Genomic DNA, 16,847 nt, shown 5'->3' on the forward strand with positions numbered 1-16,847 from the left:
GACCTCCCATGCAGATCGCCAGTCCTTTCCCGGGAGCGGGAAGGATCAGGCGGTGCGACCGGGAGGTCGTTTCGCGTTCTTCAGCGACGCGAGGAATGAACCTCCAGCGTCATACTTTGGACCTAGGCCGTTTGCGGCTCACGAAGGAGCACTTCCGTCTATTCCCGTAATGCGAGGGACTCGCAACGATTGCTGGGCGGATTTTACAGGGTGAGCGCTCAGATCGCGACGAACTTGCCTGCGTCGCGGTCCTTGCGCACCATGAGCCCGTCGAACACCGACCCGCTCATGGTGATCCACACGCCGGGCTGTGCAGACTGACAGCAAGCAAAGGCCATGCCAAGGTTGAAGGTTGCATCGCTTTCGGCAAAGCGCGCGGGGGCGAGGGCACCGGTCAGCACCACGGTCTTGCCTTCCAGACCTTCCAGCGCCTTGGCGGTGTCGGTCATGGTGTCGGTGCCATGAGTGACGACCACGTGGCTTTCGGGCGCCGCGGCGATGGTAGCGCGGATGAGGGCGCGATCCTCGTCGGTGAGTTCGAGGCTGTCCTTGCGGAGCAGTTCCACCACGCGAAACGGATGGGCCACGCGCGAGGTCTTGAGCAGCTTTTCGATGACGCTTTCGGCGATCTGGTATTCGCTGAGCGCGTCGAAGTACTGCTTGTCGAACGTGCCGCCGGTGGTGACGACGAGGATGGGGGCGAGAGTCATGCCGGCGCCTTTAAACCGGCGGCGGGGGCGGGGCAACCGTTGGCGATAGTGCCTGACACTTCCGCACAAACGCTGTCGTCCCCGCTAATGCGGGTATCCCGCTTCCTTCTGCAACCTCGCCAAGCGGGGCCCCCGCCTTCGCAGGGGCGACGAGGTTGGGGTTGAACGGTTGGCTCTTGCTCGCCCAACTACGCTTTCGCCATCTCGTTCAGCGTCACATAGTCAAGCTTGCCGGTGCCCAGCACGGGCAGGGCGTCCAGCACGCGGATCTCGCGCGGGATCGAGAGTTCGGCCACGCCGTTGGCGCGGCCCCATTCCTGCAGCGCCTTGTGGTCGGCACCCTTGGCGGTGGTGTAGAGCACCAGTTGCTCGCCCTTCTTCGCGTCGGGCCGGGTGACCACGGCGCTTTCCGCATCGGGCCAGACTTTGGCGGCATAACCCTCGACGGCGGGGAGAGAGACCATTTCGCCGGCGATCTTGGCAAAGCGCTTGGCGCGGCCACGGATGGTGACGAAGCCGATCTCGTCGATGGTGACGATATCGCCGGTGTCGTGCCAGCCCTCGACAGGCGGCTGGAGGACGCCGGGTTCACTCGCCAACAGGTATCCGGCCATGACGTTGGGCCCGCGGACATAGAGACGGCCGCCCTCGGCGATGCCGGGCACCTCCTCAAGCCGCGCTTCCATCGCGGGCAGCATCCGGCCGACCGTGCCCGCCTTGAAGTGCATCGGCGTGTTCACCGCGATCACCGGCGCGCACTCGGTAGCACCATAGCCTTCGAGGATGCGCAGGCCGAACTTGTCGGCATAGGTGCGGCGGGTTTCCTCACGCACTTTCTCCGCGCCCGCGAAGATGTAGCGCAGCGAGTAGAAGTCGTAGCTGTGCGCCATGCGGGCATAGCCGGAGAGGAAGGTGTCGGTGCCGAACAGGATCGTGGCATTGGCGTCGTAGGCGAGCGCGGGCACGATACGGTAGTGCAGCGGGCTGGGGTAGAACACCGTGCGAATGCCGTTCAGCAGCGGTAGCAGAGTGCCGCCGGTCAGCCCGAACGAGTGGAACACCGGCAGCGCGTTCAGCACCACGTCGGCAGGGTTGAAGTCGATCCGCGCGGCCAGTTGTGCGCAGTTGGACAGCAGGTTGCGGTGGCTGAGCACCACGCCCTTGGGCGCGCCTTCGGAGCCTGAGGTGAACAGGATCACCGCCGGTGCATCGGGCGAGACCTTGCGGCGGGCATGGCGGCTGGCGGCAAGGCGGCCGGTCACCATGTGCCAAAGCTTGGCGGTGGTGCCGATCTCTGCGGCCAGGTCTTCGAGGTAGAGTACGTTGCGACCGTCCGCTTCCAGCGCGGCGATCACGGCGTCCAGCTTGCCCTGTTCGACGAAGGCGCGCGCGGTGACGACGGTTTCGATCTTCGCGGTGGCGCAGGCGGACACGAGGCTGGCCTGGCCCACCGTGAAGTTCAGCATGGCAGGCACGCGCCCTTCGGCCTGAAGCGCGAAAAAGGCGAGGGCGACGCCGCTGACATTGGGCAGCAGCAGACCGACGGCTTCGCCGGGGCGGGTGCGATAGGCAAGCCGCTCGCCCAGCAGTTCGGCGCCCAGGATCAGGCGGTTGTAGGCCAGCGGCGTGCGCTTGATGTCTTCCACCACCTTGGTCTTGCCGCCGTGGACCGCGCGCGCTTCGCAGAGCGCGGCGAACAGCGTGCGGTCGGTGTGGCTGGTGTCGAAGATCATCCGGCTCATCTCGTCATAGAGACGGCGACCGGCGATGGCGCGGCGCTGGCGGGCAGGCATCTCGCCTTCAATGCTGAAGCGGCGTGCGGGCAGCACTTCGATCGAGACTTTGGGGAACCAGCGCTGGCGGACTTTGCCCTTGAGGTGGGAGAAGGGCGTGTACTGCGGCCCGTCAAGGCGGACGGGGATGATCGGCGCGTCGGCCTTGTCGGCCACCATGCCGGGGCCGTCGAACACCTTCATCAGCGCGCCGGTCACGGTGATGCGGCCTTCGGGGAAGATCACCAAGGTGCGGCCTTCCTTCACGGCGCGGACCATGGCCTTGGCCGCCATCGGATTGGTGGGATCGACCGGGAAGGCGCGGAACAGCTTGAGGAAGGGCTGGATCCACCAGCTCTTGGCAATGGCGGTGTGGACCGCGAATGTCGGCTTGCCGGGCAGGAAGGCGCCCAGCAGCACGCCGTCGAGGTAGGAGAGGTGGTTGACGACGACCACGGCCGGTTCGCCGGGCTTGGGCATGTTCTCGATGCCGGTCACTTCCACGCGGTAGAGCATGCGCAGCACCGTGCGGATCACCGCCTTGAACAGCGTTTCGGGCAGCAGCCAGATCGAGGTGACGGCAACCAGCAGCGTCGCGAAGCCCAGTACGCCGATCACGCCCGGCACGCTCATCCCGTTGCCCAGCAGCACCGCGACAATGCCCACGGCTGCCACGGTCATGCCGGCGTTGAGGATGTTGTTGGCGGCGATCACCTGAGAGCGTTCCTCGGGCGCTGAATGGATCTGGAGGATCGCGTAGAGCGGCACGATGAACATCCCGCCGGAGAAGGCGATGATGACGAGGTCCGCGAAGATCTTCCACGACTGCGGGTTGGCCACGAACTGGCGCACATCGGCGTCGATCACCGTTGGCACGAAGGCGCGGGTGGAGAGCCACAGGTCGATCAGGCCGATGGCCAGCATCAGCGCGCTGACCGGCACATAGCGGGCCGAGACTTCGCCCTTCAGCATGCGGTTCACCGTCATCGAACCCAGCGCGATGACGACCGAGAACACGACAAGGAACAGCGTCGCCACGTCCTTTTGCGCCTGCAGCGTGTCGGAAACGAGGGGGACGAATTCGGTCAGCAGGATCGCGCCCGCCGTGAAGAACCAGCTGATGCCCAGCACCGCCAGCCACACGCCGCGGCCGCGATGGGCGGCGGCGATGATATGCCATGTGCCGCGTGCGATGTTCCAGTCGATCGGATGGCCGCCCCGGCTGGGCGGTGCGGGCGGGATCGCCTGCGCGGCCAGCCAGCCCACCACGGCAAGACCCATGGCGACCAGACCCGCTTCCCATGGCACGACCTGCCCGGCTAGCAACTGGCCGCCCAGAATGGCAAGGAACGTGCCCGCTTCGATCAGGCCGGTGCCGCCCATGACTTCGCGCTCGCCAAGGTGCTGCGGCAGGATCGAGTACTTCACCGGGCCGAACACGGTGGAATGCAGGCCCATCAGGAACAGGCTGGCGAGCAGGACCGTGATCGATTCCCACGCGAAACCAATGAGGGCAAGGCCCATGATGCCGACTTCGGCCAGCTTGATCCAGCGGACGAGTTTCGCCTTGTCGATCCGGTCCGCGATCTGGCCGGCAAGGGCAGAGAACAGGAAATAGGGCAGGGTGAACAGCCCCGTTGCGACCACCGACAGCATCCCCGCCTTGTCCGGCGCATCGCGCAGCAGGCCGTAGTTGGCCAGCAGCAGCATCGCGTACTTCAGCAGGTTGTCGTTGAAGGCGCCCAGGAACTGGACGCAGAACATCGGCGCGAACCGCCGCTTGGTCAGCAATGAAAAGTCTGGTGCCGCCACGCCTGTATTCCCCCTTTTGATGGGACTGCTTGGACTTCAAGGACTTTGCGGGCGGGTAACGGTGCCAGCCACTCGCCCATCCTCCGCAACGAATCATGTCACATCATCGTCGCGATGGTAGGGGTGGCATTTAATTGATCGTTGTTCAATTAAAAAATTAGACATCGTTCAATTTATTCGGTTATCTGGTGCTGCAATCGAATGAGGGCATGAATGGGACGGCGATCGGATCACAGCCGCGAGGAACTGCGCGAACTCTTCGTGGCGCAGGGCCATGCCCTGCTGTCCGAAGTCGGTTTCGCCCGGTTTTCCGCGCGCGAAGTGGCCAAGCAGGTCGGCTATTCGGTGGGTACGATCTACAACGTGTTCGGCTCGCTGGACGCGCTGATGGTTGAGATCAACGGCCGCACGCTCGATATGTGGATCGCCTTTCTGGAGGGGCGGCTGGCGGCTTGCGAGGACGGTGCCGTGCGTCTTGACGCAGCGATCGGCGCTTATTTCGATTTTGCGCTCAGCCATCGCCACGCCTGGACTGCGCTTTACGACTTCCGCCTGCCGGAAGGCAGCGAATCGCCTGCGTTCTACCGCCAGAAAGTGGCGACCATCACTGGCGTGATCGTGCGCGAGATTGCTGCAGTCCTGCCAGAAGGCGTGCGTGAGGAGGCCGTCCCGCTGGCGCGCTCGCTGCTGGCGAGTGTCCATGGGCACTGCTTCTTCGCGCTCAACGGCACTTTCGCGATGCTGGGCGAGGACGATCCGCTTGCAGCCGCCAAAGCGCGCGTGGCGGATAGCGTCGCCTGCGCGATCTCAGGCCGGTAAGGGCTCTGCCGGCAGGGTGCGAGGCCAGTCGATCAGGCCGATCATCATGTCGATGAAAGCTTCACGGTCGCGCAAGGTGGGCCGCTCCGGACGCATAAGCACGTCCGAGCGATAGCCGATCATGGCCGAGACGGTCATCAGCGTCAGTCGCTCCGCCTCCTCGTGCGAGAAGCGGGTTTCGAAGAATCTGGTCACGCAGGCGCGGAACTTGAAGGGGCCGCGCTCGTAGAACATCTCGTTGATTTCGGGGAAGCGCTCGCCCTCGCTGACGACGAGACGGAACAGTTGCACCGAATTCTCGCGCAGCAGGCAGTCGAGGAAGCGCAGGCACGCGCGGCGCAGCGCCGGGAAGGAGAATACCTGCCCGGTAAGCACTTCGTCCACGTCCTGGGAAAAAGTCTCGACCTTGTTATCGACCACTGCCGCGAACAGTTCTTCCTTCGAGGAGAAGTGCGCCCAAAGCGTGGCCTTCGATCCGCCCAGTTCGTCGGCGATGGCCGACATGCTGGTGGCGGCATACCCGCGGCCGAAAAACGATCGCGTTGCAACCTCGACGATCTCGGCGCGCTTCTTTGCCTTGTTGAGCTCTCTCTTACCCGTACATCCTGTCATAGTACTGCATAGTACACTTTTCGATTGACAGGGGCAAGGCCGAGGTCGATGAAAACTGTACTGATGAGTACGATCACACTCCCCCGAGTCGCGGCAGCCTCGATGCTGGCCGTCGGCCTTTCGCTGTCCGCCTGCGCGGTGCCCGACCTTGGGCCGAAGCCGCAGTTGCGGGCTTCTTCAACGCTGGAAAGCACGAAGTCACTATCTGGGGCACTTTCGGCGGCTGAGGCTGCCCAGTGGCCGCAGCAGCAGTGGTGGAGTGCCTATGGCGACCCGCAGCTTGATGCGCTGGTGGCCGAAGCCCTCGCAGGCTCGCCGGATGTCGCCTCCGCGCAGGCGCGCATCCTGCAGGCGCGCGGCGCAGCCCAGGTGGCGGGCGCCGCGACCCTGCCGAGCCTCAATGGGCAAGGCTCAGGTGGCTTCACCAAACAGAGCTACAACAACGGCTTCCCCAAGGCCTATGTTCCCAAGGGCTGGAACAGTACCGGCGATCTAGCGCTTTCGGGCGACTTCGACCTCGATCTCTGGGGCAAGAACCGCAAGCAGCTTGCCGCCGCCACGTCGGAACGCATGGCTGCCGAAGCCGATGCCCGTCAGGCCGAGCTGATGATCTCGTCCAACGTGGTCTCCTCCTACTTCGACCTTGCCCGCCTGATCGCGCGGGGCGAGGCGCTGAAGGATGCGCTCAAGGCGCGCGAGGCACTGGTCGATCTTACCGGCCAGCGCGTGCGTCAGGGCCTCGATCAGGAAGCGCCGCTGCGCCAGTCCGAAGCGCTTGCCGCCTCGGCCCGGGTCGCGCTGTCGCAGAACGATGAGCAGATCCTGCTGCGCCGCCATGCCCTGGCCGCGCTGCTGGGCGCCGGCCCCGATCGCGGCCTGTCGATCAATCCCACCGCCATCTCCGCGATCCCGGTCGCGGCGCTGCCCGCCGATGCCGGGATCGGCCTTGTCGGCCGCCGCCCCGATATCGTCGCGGCCCGCCTGCGCGCGGAAGCGGCGGACAAGCGCATCGGCGTCGCCAAGGCGGCGTTCATGCCGGACATCTCGCTCTCGGGTCTGATCGGTCTCCAGTCGCTTGGCCTGTCGAACCTGATCAAGACCGGCTCGACTTATGGCAATGCCACCGGCGCGATCAGCCTGCCGATCTTCGAGGGCGGCCGCCTCAAGGGTGACTACACCCAGGCGCGCGGCAGCTACGACGAGGCGGTGGCGAACTACAACTCCACCGTGATCGGCGCGTTTCAGGACGTCGCCGACGCGCTGGCAAGCCGCAATGCCGCGCAGGATCAGGAAAGCGCTGCCGCCGATGCGGCGGCCAAGTCCGCCCGCGCGCAGGACCTTGCTTTCCAGCGCTACCACGGCGGCATCGGCAACTATCTCGATGCCCTGACCGCCCAGACCACCGCTCTCGACGCACGCCAGCAGGCGGTCGACGCTCATTTCCGGACGCTTTCCGAAGACGTCGCGCTCAAGCGCGCGCTCGGTGGCGGTTACGAAGACAATTCCAGCAAGAAGGCCGCTGACAATGACTGACGAAGCGCAGGGTTCGCCCGCAGGAAACGCTGGAGACACCAGCGTGCTGGGCAAGAGCCGCCGCAAGCCTTTGCTGCTGGGCCTTGGCGCCGCGGTTGTCGGCGTCGCGGTGCTCTATGGCGCCTACGATCTCTTCATCGGCAGCCGCTCGGTTTCGACCGACAATGCCTATGTCGGCGGTGACAATGCGCAGGTGACGCCGCTCACGTCGGGCCGCGTGGTCGAAGTGCTGGTCACCGACACGCAGCCGGTGCGCAAGGGCCAGCTGCTGTTCCGCATCGAAGATGCCGACCAGCGGATCGCGCTTGAACAGGCCGAGGCCGAACTGGCTTCGGCGCAGCGCACTTACGGCCAGTCGCTTGCCAACAACCGGGCGCTGGGCGCTTCGGCAGACGCCAGCGATGCGCAGATCAACTCGGCCAAGGCGAAGCTCGCTTCCGCGCAGGCCACGCTGACCAAGGCGCAGGCCGATTACGGACGCCGCGCCGCTCTGGTCGGTTCGGGCGCGGTTTCGGCCGAAGACCTGACCACCGCGCGTGAGGCTCTGGCCTCGGCTAAGGCGTCGGAAGGCGAAGCCCGCGCGATGCTGGCGCAGATGGAAGCCGCTGCCGTCAGCGCCCGCCGTCAGGAAGACGCCTCGGTCGCCATCACCCAGGGCACCACGCTCAGCACCGCGCCGCAGATCCGCCAGGCCCAGGCCAAGGTCGATCAGGCCAAGCTCGATCTCGAACGCACCATCGTGCGCGCGCCGATCGACGGTGTGATCGCCAAGCGCGCCATTCAGGTGGGACAGAAGGTTCAGGCCGGCAATGTGGCGATGACCGTGGTTCCGGTCGGCCAGCTCTATGTCGATGCGAACTTCAAGGAAACGCAGCTCGGCAACGTGCGCCCCGGCCAGAAGGCCACGCTGACCTCGGACTTCTACGGTTCCAAGGTCCGGTACCACGGCAAGGTGATCGGCTTTGCCGGCGGCACCGGCGCCGCTTTCGCGCTGATCCCGGCGCAGAACGCAACCGGCAACTGGATCAAGGTGGTGCAGCGCCTGCCGGTGCGCATCGAACTCGATCCCAAGGAACTGCAGGAGCATCCGCTGCGCATCGGCCTGTCGATGGACGCGGAAGTCGAACTGACGGACGCTGACTGATGGCCGGCGCTCCCCCCGCTGCTGCCGGGGCGGTTGACGGGCCAACGTTCACCGGCGCGAAGTTGCTGGTGGCCGGCTTCCTGCTGGCGATGGCCAACTTCGTCGTCGTGCTCGACATGACGATCGCCAACGTCTCGATCCCGCACATTTCGGGCGGGCTCGGGGTGTCGGTGTCGAACGGCACCTGGGCGATCACGTCCTACGCCGTGGCCGAGGCAATCTGCGTGCCGCTTACGGGCTGGCTCGCAGGGCGCTTCGGCAGCCTGCGGGTCTTCCTGCTCTCGCTGATCGGCTTTGGCCTGTTTTCCGCGCTCTGCGGTATCGCCCATACGTTCCCGCTGCTGGTGCTGTTCCGCCTTGGACAGGGCTTCTGCGGCGGCCCGCTGATGCCGCTGACGCAGACGCTGCTGCTGCGGATCTTCCCCAGGCACATGCATCCCCGCGCCATGGCGATGTGGGCGATGACGGTGGTGACGGCGCCTATCGCCGGTCCGATCGTGGGTGGCTACATCTCCGACAACTGGTCGTGGGAGTGGATCTTCTTCATCAACGTGCCGATCGTGGCGCTGGTCTTCTTCGGCCTGTTCACGATCTTGCGCGGGATCGTGACGCCCACGCGCAAGCTGCCGATCGACGTTGTCGGTCTTGGCCTGCTGATCGCATGGGTGGCCGCGTTCCAGATGATGCTCGACCTCGGGCGCGAGCATGACTGGTTCGGCTCGCCCTTCATCGTCGCGCTGGCGGTGATCGCGGTGATCTTCTTCATCGCCTTCGTGGTCTGGGAACTGACCGAGGATCACCCGGTGGTGGACCTGAAAGTCTTCCGCCATCGCGGTTTCTCGGCGGCGACGTTCTCGCTCACCATCGCTTTCGGCACTTACTTCGCGTCGGTGGTGGTGATCCCGCAGTGGTTGCAGGCCTCGATGGGCTACACCGCGACGCAGGCGGGTGAGGCGATGGCCTTTTCCGGCGTGCTGGCGGTCTTCGCATCGCCCTTCGTGCCCAAGCTGATGCAGCGCTTCGATCCGCGTCTGCTGGTGTTCCTCGGCATTTCGTGGATCGGTATCGTCGCAATCTTCCGCACCAGCTGGTCCACCGACGTGGCGTTCTGGACCATTGCCTGGCCGCAGCTGGTGCAGGGCGTGGGTGTGTCGCTGTTCATGGTGCCGCTGACCACGATCAGCCTCGCCTCGGTCGATCCGGACGAGACGGCGGGCGCGGCGGGCATCGCCAACTTCGGCCGCACCCTTGCCAGCGCCATCGCCACGGCTCTGGTGACGACCACCTGGGAAGACATGTCGCGTGCCAACAGCGCCGACATGGCCGCCTCGATGAACGGCGCGCAGCAGACGATGGACCAGCTTCAGGCCGCCGGGTTCTCGCTGGCGCAGGCACGGCAGACTTTGGCCAACCTCGTCGACGGGCAGGGCACGGCGCTGGGCACTGTCCATGTTTTCGCGCTCTGTGCCGTGCTGCTGTTCATCGCAGCCTTCACGATCTGGATTGCCCCGCGTCCGCCTCGCGGTGCGAAGCCGGCCTCGGGCGGACATTAACCCGTCCACCCACCGACCGGCGAGCCGCCGACGCCTCCCCTATCCCTCGGCGTCGGCGGCTTTTTTGTTGGGAGCGTTCGTCACACTTGTGACGAGCTTGCGGCGACCTCCCAGATTCTATCCCGTAGGGGAGGCAGGGAGGGGGAGCGGGCCGGTGCCGTAGGAAAGGTGGGTGCTTTAACCCTCCGCCGCACCGCACTGGGTCAGCACATCGGCAGCAAGTTCTTCCAGCTTCAATTCGGCATCGACTGCGCCCGCCTCGACCGCAGCCGCGGGCGCCTGCGGTACCGTTGCCGTTCCGCGGTCCTGAGCGAGGGTACGACAGCCCGCCGCCTGCAGGAGTTTTAGACCTTTTGCGCCATCCTCGCCCATACCGGTCAACACCGCGCCGATGGCGGGAAGTCCGCCGCGCGCGATAGTGCCGAACAGCAGCGTTGCGGAAGGGCGGAAGCCTTCGACCGGTTCGCGTTCGACCGTCCGCAGTTTCGGCGGGCTACCCGGCTCCACGATCACGTGTTTCCCGGGATCGAACGCGATATGGACCGTTCCCGCCACCAGTTCCGCTCCATCGGCGACCGCCTTGATAGTGCATGCACAGTCCTTGTTGGCACGGGTGATGAACATTTCGGCGAGGGCTGGTTCGGTCTGAAGAATGATGACTGTGGGTGGACAATTCTTTGGATAGTGGCCCAGCACTTCGGTCAAGGCGTCGACGCCGCCCATGGAGGTACTGAAAGCGGCGATCTTGCCATTGGGCGTATAGCCCTCGGTGCTCTCGGCCTTGGGGCCGCGATGGCGGGGACGGTCGCGCACGTTCGAGTTGGCTGCGGCGACGACCACCTTGCCCAGTTTGCCGACCGTCTTGGCGAATTGTTCGGGTGTGGCCTTGAGCGGCTTTGGAAAGCACTCCACCGCCCCCAGTTCGAAGGCCTTGAGTGAGGTTTCCGTGCCGCTTTGAGTAAGGGCGGAAAGCATGACCACCGGCATCGGGTTGGTGCTCATGATCTCCTCGAGGAATTCGATTCCGCTCATCCCCGGCATCTCGACGTCAAGCGTCACGACATTGGGCTGCAGTTGGGCGATCTGGCTGCGGGCCTCGGCGGCGCTTGCGGCGGTTCCAACGACGACGACGTTCTTGGATTGCTCAAGGACGTCGCAGAACAACGCGCGCATCGCTGCTGAATCGTCGACCACGAGTACGCGGGCGTCATGCATCGGGTTTCGCCTTCTTCCTAAGATTTCTCACCATGCCGATACCGCCGATTAGCCGACCAATTTCCTTAACGGAGATAAGGGCTTCGACTGAGAATGCGCACAACGCACCGTTGGCATGGCTGGGCATAGAACGGCGTCGAGCCCGTTCTCTTCCTGCTCGGAAGAAGACGATGTGGGGCAATGCGACGAGGAAATTTCGATGACAGCGATCAGCGAGGCAAGTGGGGCTGGGATAGTCCTTCCCGCCCGTTGCGACCGGGCCGCGGCCGAAGTGCTGTTGCCGGAGTTCGTGGCAGCTGTGGGTCTTCAGCCCATCAGCATCGACGGCAGCGGGGTCGAACATGTCGGTCAGGCCGTGCTGCAATTGCTCGTCTCGGCGCGGCGAAGCGGCGGCGGAGCGGTGATCACTGCGTCCCCGGCTCTGCTCGATGCCGTGCAACTGACGGGCCTGGAGTCCGAACTCTTTGAGGAGGCCGCGCTGTGAGTCCCGAAGAAATCCAGCAGATATTCTTCGCTGAGTGCGAAGAGTCGCTGGCTGCCGCCGAAGCGGGGCTCGCGGCGTGCAAGGCGGGTACTCACGATTCGGATACCGTGAACGCGGTGTTTCGCGGGGTTCATTCGATCAAGGGTGGTGCCGGCGCTTTCGGTTTTGGCGCGCTTCAGGCTTATACTCATACATTCGAGACGCTGCTGTCCGACGTGCGTGAGGGCCTGGTGCCGATCGACCCGAAACTCGTCGATCTCCTGCTGCGTGCGCTCGACACCCTGGCTGATCACGTCGAGGCCGCACGCGAGGGCGGGGATGCACCTGCCGATGCGGCGCTGATCGCCGAGATGGAAGGGGCGATGGCGGCCAATGTTGCGGGCGCGGCGCATGCTGCTGAATCCGATCGCGAGCCTGACCCCGCTGTGACGAGTTCTTCCGGCGGTGATGATGATTTCGGTATAGATCTCGATTCGCTGCTCGACGATCTGACCGGTGGATTCGATGCTCCCGCCAGTGCGACAACTGCAGACGGCGCGGTCGAACCTGCCAGTTGGCATGTCCAGGTGCGCCCGCGAGCCGGAGCCATGCGCAACGGAAGCGAACCGCTGCTCATGCTGCGTGAAGTCGCATCACTCGGCGGGCGTGTGGCTGCCTGCGACGTTTCGCAAGTGCCGCCGCTCGATAGTCTCGACATTGCCGAGGGATATCTGGCCTGGACTTTTGCGATGCCCACCGAAGTGAGCGAAGATGCAGTGCGCGACATCTTCGACTTCATCGGTGATGACTGCGCGGTGGTGTTCGGCGATGACTCGGCCGAAGACGCTGTAGCTTCGACCGAACTGGATCCGACCACCATTTCAGCGCAAGTCGGCCCGGCCGTGACCGAGGCTGCGGATGGCTTGCCGGACGGGACAGGAAGGGCATCAGAAGCTGAGCCGGTTTCCAGCCGACCTGTTCCTGTTCCGCCGCCTATGCCAACGCCGGTCGCGGCGGCAGTTTCGCCGCCAGCCGCTGAACCGGCGGCAACTGCTGCAGCGACCGCTTCCGCGGCTCCTGCTGGGGGAACTGCTCCGGTATCCGGGGCAGGTCAATCGATCCGCATCGACCTGTTCAAACTTGATCGGCTGATCGATCTGGTTGGCGAACTGGTAATCGCCCAAGCCATGCTGGTTCAGCGCCTTGAAGGGGTGACGATCAATGCCAGCGAGGAACTTTCACTGCTCGAGAGCTTGACGCGCGACATCCAGGAAAGCGCGATGTCGATCCGAGCCCAGCCGATTGGGAGCGTATTCAGCCGTGTGCCTCGCATTTTACGGGATCTCGCGGCTTCGACGGGCAAGCATGTAAAGCTGGATGTTTTCGGCGAAACCACGGAACTCGACAAGACGGTGATCGAGCGGCTCGGTGAGCCGTTGACCCACCTCATCCGCAACGCGGTCGATCACGGCATCGAGACTGCCGAAGCGCGCATCGCCGCGGGCAAGTCACCGGAGGGTACGCTGACCCTTTCGGCCGAACACCGTGCCGGCCGCATCCTCATTTCGATTGCCGACGATGGCGCCGGGATCAACCGCGAGCGGGTTCTGGCCAAGGCGATCGAGAAGGGCATCGTCAGTGCCGATGCACAGCTTTCCGCCGAAGAGATTGACAACCTGATCTTCGCGCCAGGGTTCTCCACTGCGCAGGTTGTCTCGAATATCTCCGGGCGCGGGGTCGGCATGGATGTCGTGCGTCAGAACGTGAAGGATCTGGGCGGGCGTATCACTATCGAAAGCAATCCCGGCAAGGGGACGGCTTTTATCCTGACGCTGCCGCTTACGCTGGCAATTTCCGATGGCATGATAGTCAATGTCTGCGACCAGACGCTGGTGGTCCCGCTTGCACATGTGGTGGAGAGCTTGCGGCCCTCGCCGGATGATGTGCAGGGCTTGGGATCGAGCCAGGCGATGCTCAACGTGCGTGGCCGTTTCATTCCGGTCATTTCCCTGCGTGAGGCACTTGGTGCCCAGATGGGTTCGGAGGATAGGCTTGCCGGGCATCCAGAGCAGGGGGTGCTCATCGTTGTCGATACCGAAAGCGCGGGCCAGGCAGCCTTGCTGGTCGATGATATCCAGGACCAGCGCCAGTTCGTTATCAAAAGTCTCGCCACTAATTTTCGTCCCGTGGAAGGCGTGGCGGGGGCGACCATCCTCGGCGATGGCCGGGTGGCGCTGATTGTCGATGTCGACGGTCTGGTCGCCTGCGCTCTGCCGGCCCAGGATCGCGCCGGTCATGAGAGGCAGGTCGCATGAACGCTATGGCAACGGCGACCGAACAGGTCCCCGGGGTCAGCCCGGACATCTATGGGGACGCCGATTTCGCGGCGATCGCCAAGATTGTCTATGATGCGGTGGGCATCGTGCTCTCGCAGCGCAAGTCGATGTTGGTCTATTCGCGTCTTGCTCCCCTGGTGCGCGAGACGGGCGCGATCAGCTTTGCGCGTTATGTCGAAATGATGCGCGCAGACAGCACCGAGATGGGGCGTGCGGTGGCCGCGCTGACCACCAATCACACCTTCTTCTATCGTGAAGCGCACCACTTCGAGCATCTTGCCGAGCATGTCCGGCCCCATGCGATCGAATGCTTGCGCGCAGGGCAGCCGGTGCGTCTATGGTCGGCGGGATGTTCGAGCGGCGAGGAAGTGTGGTCAATCGTGATGACCATGCTGGGCAGCGACCGGAGTGCTGGCCTTGACATGGCCCGGCGTGATTTCGTGCTGCTGGCGAGCGACATCGCTCCTCACGCGCTGGCAAAGGCCGAGGCGGCGACGTATGCGGCGGGGGATCTCGACCCGGTGCCGGCCGCGCTGCGGTCGGCATGGAGTGCATCGAGCGGAGGGCAGGTCCGCATCGCCGATGCCGCGCGTGCATTGGTGCGGTTCCGGACACTCAACCTGCAAGGCGAGTGGCCGATGAAGGGGCGCTTTGATGCGATCTTCTGCCGCAACGTGATGATCTACTTCGACAATGAAACCAAGGAGCGGCTTGTTGCCCGCTATGCCCAGGCCCTGCAGCCGGGAGGCTTTCTCTATATTGGCCATTCCGAGCGCGTCACCGGTCCGGCAACGCAGGTGCTTAGGCTGGTCGGTCCAACCATCTACCAGAGGAGCGCGGCGTGAGCATCAGGGTTCTCATCGTCGACGATTCGCCGACCATGCGGGCGATCCTGATGTCGAGGCTGCGCGAGCAGGGCGACATCGAGGTTGTCGGCACCGCTTCTGATGCGGCCGAGGGGAGGGCTCTTATCAAGCAGCTCGATCCCGACGTGGTGACGCTCGACATCGAGATGCCAGGCATGAACGGGCTCGACTTTCTCGAAAAGATCATGGCCTTGCGTCCGACCCCGGTGATCGTGGTGTCGGGCGCCACCCAGGACGGTAACGAGGTGACTGCCCGTGCACTCGCGCTCGGGGCAGTCAATTGTTATGCGAAGTATGATCCCGGCGGCAAGCTGGCGTTGCAGGACGGCGGGGAACTGGCGGATCTAATCCGCGATGCGGCGCAAGTGCGTTTCGATGCTCGAATCGAATCGAGGCCGGAGCAGCGGCCGCGGGATGTCCGAGTTGGCGCTGCTACCATGGTAGCCGCTGAAAGTCGGCTCTCGATCCGGCGCGAAACCCGGTTGATCGCGATCGGCTCCTCGACAGGCGGTGTGGAGGCGTTGCAGGTCGTGCTGGGAGGCTTCCCGATCGATTGTCCGCCGACCGTGATCGTCCAGCACGTCAACCCGCGCTTTGCTCCGGCTATTGCCCGGACGCTCGATCTGGCCTGTCCGGCGCACGTCCAGGCTGCCGACATGGATACGCCCTTGTTGCCTGGAAATGTCTATCTTGCAGCCGCCGCCAGTTGCCATTTGACTGTGAAGCTCGATCGGGACGGAAGCACGCTGCTGGGGAAAATGCGGCGCGGCGAACCGATCAGCGGTCATGTCCCGAGCGTCGATGCCCTGTTCGCCTCGGTGGCACAGGTCGTAGGGGCTGAGGCGGTCGGCATTCTTCTTACCGGTATGGGACAGGACGGTGCGCGGGGGTTGCTGGCCATGCGTCAGGCCGGCGCGCATACGATTGCGCAGGATGAACGCACTTGCACGGTGTTCGGGATGCCGCGCGTGGCAATTTCGCTCGGTGCGGCAAATGTAGTGGCCCCGGTCGACCGGATTGCCGGCCACGCCCTCAACAAGGCGGCATGACAAGATGGCATCTGCAAATTCACCCGCGAGTACGCACCTTACGGTGCTGCAGGGGCAGTTCAGGGTCAGTGCGGGCCCCAAGGTGGAACTCAGTACGGTCTTGGGCTCGTGCGTTGCGACGTGCCTCTATGATCCGGTGATCGAACTGGGCGGCATGAACCATTTTCTGCTTTCCGAGCCGCCCGCTACGCACGCGCGGGGGGAGGTCGATGTCCACTATGGGGTTTACCTCATGGAGATGCTGATCAACGAGATGCTCGCCTATGGTGCCCGCAAGGAGCGGCTCAGAGCCCATCTGTACGGCGGCGCGAACATCCGAGCGGGTATGCAACGGATTGGCACGGCCAATGCTGAATTCGCGCGGGGTTTCCTGGTCCGAGAGCGCATCGAGCTAATGCGTGAGGATCTCGGCGGTACTTGTGCGCGCCGTGTCGATTTTCGACCGGCATCCGGTCTCGTGCGCTGCCGTACCGTTGCCGAGGCTCCGGAAGTGGCTGTCCAGCCGGTGGTCCGGCGGGAACCGCGCGGCGAAGTCGAACTGTTTTAAGGGTCGATCTGTTTCAAGGAAAAATGAGGATCCGATGTCCAAGACCACCCGAGTCCTGACCGTTGACGATAGCGCATCCATGCGGGCGCTGCTCAATCATGCGTTGTCGAACAACGGCTTCGACGTGTCGCAGGCCGACGATGGCGTTTCTGCGCTGGAATGGCTGGCGCTGAACGAAGTCGATGTCGTCATAACTGACATCAATATGCCGCGCCTCGATGGCTTTGGCCTGATCGAGCAGGTCCGTGGAGGCACCCGACATCGCGATCGCCCCATCCTGGTACTGACAACCGAGAGTTCGGACGAGAAGAAGGCGCGTGCGCGAGCAGCCGGCGCGACCGGTTGGATCGTCAAGCCTTTCGACACCGACAAGCTCGTCGCGGCGGTCCGCCGCGTCGCCCACTGAAGGAGGCCTC

General features: G+C 64.4%; 14 protein-coding genes. 10 read left to right on the forward strand and 4 right to left on the reverse strand.

Annotated elements, in window-relative coordinates:
* Window positions 1-218 precede the first annotated feature (218 nt).
* Both CA833_RS11935 and CA833_RS11940 read right to left on the reverse strand, forming a co-directional pair.
* Window positions 219-710: an asparaginase domain-containing protein gene (locus CA833_RS11935; protein ID WP_207078149.1), complete on the reverse strand. Its 492-nt coding sequence runs from the start codon at window positions 708-710 to the stop codon at window positions 219-221.
* Window positions 711-898: 188 nt separating this feature from the next.
* Window positions 899-4,294, reverse strand: a complete 3,396-nt coding sequence (locus CA833_RS11940) for an acyl-[ACP]--phospholipid O-acyltransferase (protein WP_242526058.1) — start codon at window positions 4,292-4,294, stop codon at window positions 899-901.
* Between the two features lie 213 nt (window positions 4,295-4,507).
* Here CA833_RS11940 and CA833_RS11945 point away from each other — a divergent pair, with 213 nt between their 5' ends.
* Window positions 4,508-5,113 (forward strand): TetR/AcrR family transcriptional regulator, encoded by a 606-nt coding sequence (locus CA833_RS11945; protein ID WP_207078150.1) that lies wholly within the window; start codon window positions 4,508-4,510, stop codon window positions 5,111-5,113.
* On the opposite strand, the gene CA833_RS11950 is transcribed toward CA833_RS11945, so the two are convergent.
* On the reverse strand, window positions 5,102-5,725 hold the full coding sequence (locus tag CA833_RS11950; protein WP_207078151.1) for a TetR/AcrR family transcriptional regulator: 624 nt from the start codon (window positions 5,723-5,725) through the stop codon (window positions 5,102-5,104). The genes CA833_RS11945 and CA833_RS11950 overlap by 12 nt on opposite strands.
* Window positions 5,726-5,788: 63 nt before the next feature.
* Here CA833_RS11950 and CA833_RS11955 point away from each other — a divergent pair, with 63 nt between their 5' ends.
* Genes CA833_RS11955 through CA833_RS11965 form a run of 3 tightly spaced genes read left to right on the forward strand, consistent with a single transcriptional unit; the run spans window position 5,789 to window position 9,955 of the window.
* Window positions 5,789-7,258 (forward strand): efflux transporter outer membrane subunit, encoded by a 1,470-nt coding sequence (locus CA833_RS11955; protein WP_207078152.1) that lies wholly within the window; start codon window positions 5,789-5,791, stop codon window positions 7,256-7,258.
* Entirely contained in the window at window positions 7,251-8,402 is a 1,152-nt protein-coding gene (locus CA833_RS11960) for an HlyD family efflux transporter periplasmic adaptor subunit (RefSeq protein ID WP_207078153.1), read from the forward strand. Before CA833_RS11955 ends, CA833_RS11960 begins: the two co-directional genes overlap by 8 nt.
* A complete protein-coding gene (locus CA833_RS11965; protein ID WP_207078154.1) occupies window positions 8,402-9,955 on the forward strand; it encodes a DHA2 family efflux MFS transporter permease subunit in 1,554 nt (517 codons plus the stop codon). The genes CA833_RS11960 and CA833_RS11965 overlap by 1 nt, the downstream gene beginning before the upstream one ends.
* A 177-nt stretch (window positions 9,956-10,132) precedes the next feature.
* Here the strand turns inward: CA833_RS11965 and CA833_RS11970 are convergent, their stop codons facing one another.
* On the reverse strand, window positions 10,133-11,170 hold the full coding sequence (locus CA833_RS11970) for a chemotaxis protein CheB (protein WP_142635015.1): 1,038 nt from the start codon (window positions 11,168-11,170) through the stop codon (window positions 10,133-10,135).
* A gap of 199 nt (window positions 11,171-11,369) precedes the next feature.
* Here CA833_RS11970 and CA833_RS11975 point away from each other — a divergent pair, with 199 nt between their 5' ends.
* The 6 genes from CA833_RS11975 to CA833_RS12000 are packed head-to-tail and all read left to right on the forward strand — an operon-like array spanning window position 11,370 to window position 16,837.
* The gene (locus CA833_RS11975) at window positions 11,370-11,654 is read left to right on the forward strand and encodes an STAS domain-containing protein (protein ID WP_142635013.1); all 285 of its coding nucleotides are present in this window, start codon (window positions 11,370-11,372) and stop codon (window positions 11,652-11,654) included.
* Window positions 11,651-13,948 (forward strand): chemotaxis protein CheA, encoded by a 2,298-nt coding sequence (locus tag CA833_RS11980; protein ID WP_207078155.1) that lies wholly within the window; start codon window positions 11,651-11,653, stop codon window positions 13,946-13,948. Before CA833_RS11975 ends, CA833_RS11980 begins: the two co-directional genes overlap by 4 nt.
* Complete coding sequence (locus tag CA833_RS11985) at window positions 13,945-14,814, forward strand: protein-glutamate O-methyltransferase CheR (protein ID WP_142635009.1); 870 nt, start codon at window positions 13,945-13,947, stop codon at window positions 14,812-14,814. Before CA833_RS11980 ends, CA833_RS11985 begins: the two co-directional genes overlap by 4 nt.
* Complete coding sequence (cheB, locus tag CA833_RS11990) at window positions 14,811-15,884, forward strand: chemotaxis-specific protein-glutamate methyltransferase CheB (RefSeq protein WP_142635007.1); 1,074 nt, start codon at window positions 14,811-14,813, stop codon at window positions 15,882-15,884. The genes CA833_RS11985 and cheB overlap by 4 nt, the downstream gene beginning before the upstream one ends.
* A 4-nt stretch (window positions 15,885-15,888) precedes the next feature.
* Window positions 15,889-16,431 (forward strand): chemotaxis protein CheD, encoded by a 543-nt coding sequence (locus CA833_RS11995; RefSeq protein ID WP_142635005.1) that lies wholly within the window; start codon window positions 15,889-15,891, stop codon window positions 16,429-16,431.
* Between the two features lie 34 nt (window positions 16,432-16,465).
* The gene (locus tag CA833_RS12000) at window positions 16,466-16,837 is read left to right on the forward strand and encodes a response regulator (RefSeq protein WP_142635003.1); all 372 of its coding nucleotides are present in this window, start codon (window positions 16,466-16,468) and stop codon (window positions 16,835-16,837) included.
* The last annotated feature ends 10 nt before the right edge of the window (window positions 16,838-16,847 follow it).

The organism is Novosphingobium sp. KA1 (assembly GCF_017309955.1).
In the GTDB taxonomy this organism is placed as follows: domain Bacteria; phylum Pseudomonadota; class Alphaproteobacteria; order Sphingomonadales; family Sphingomonadaceae; genus Novosphingobium.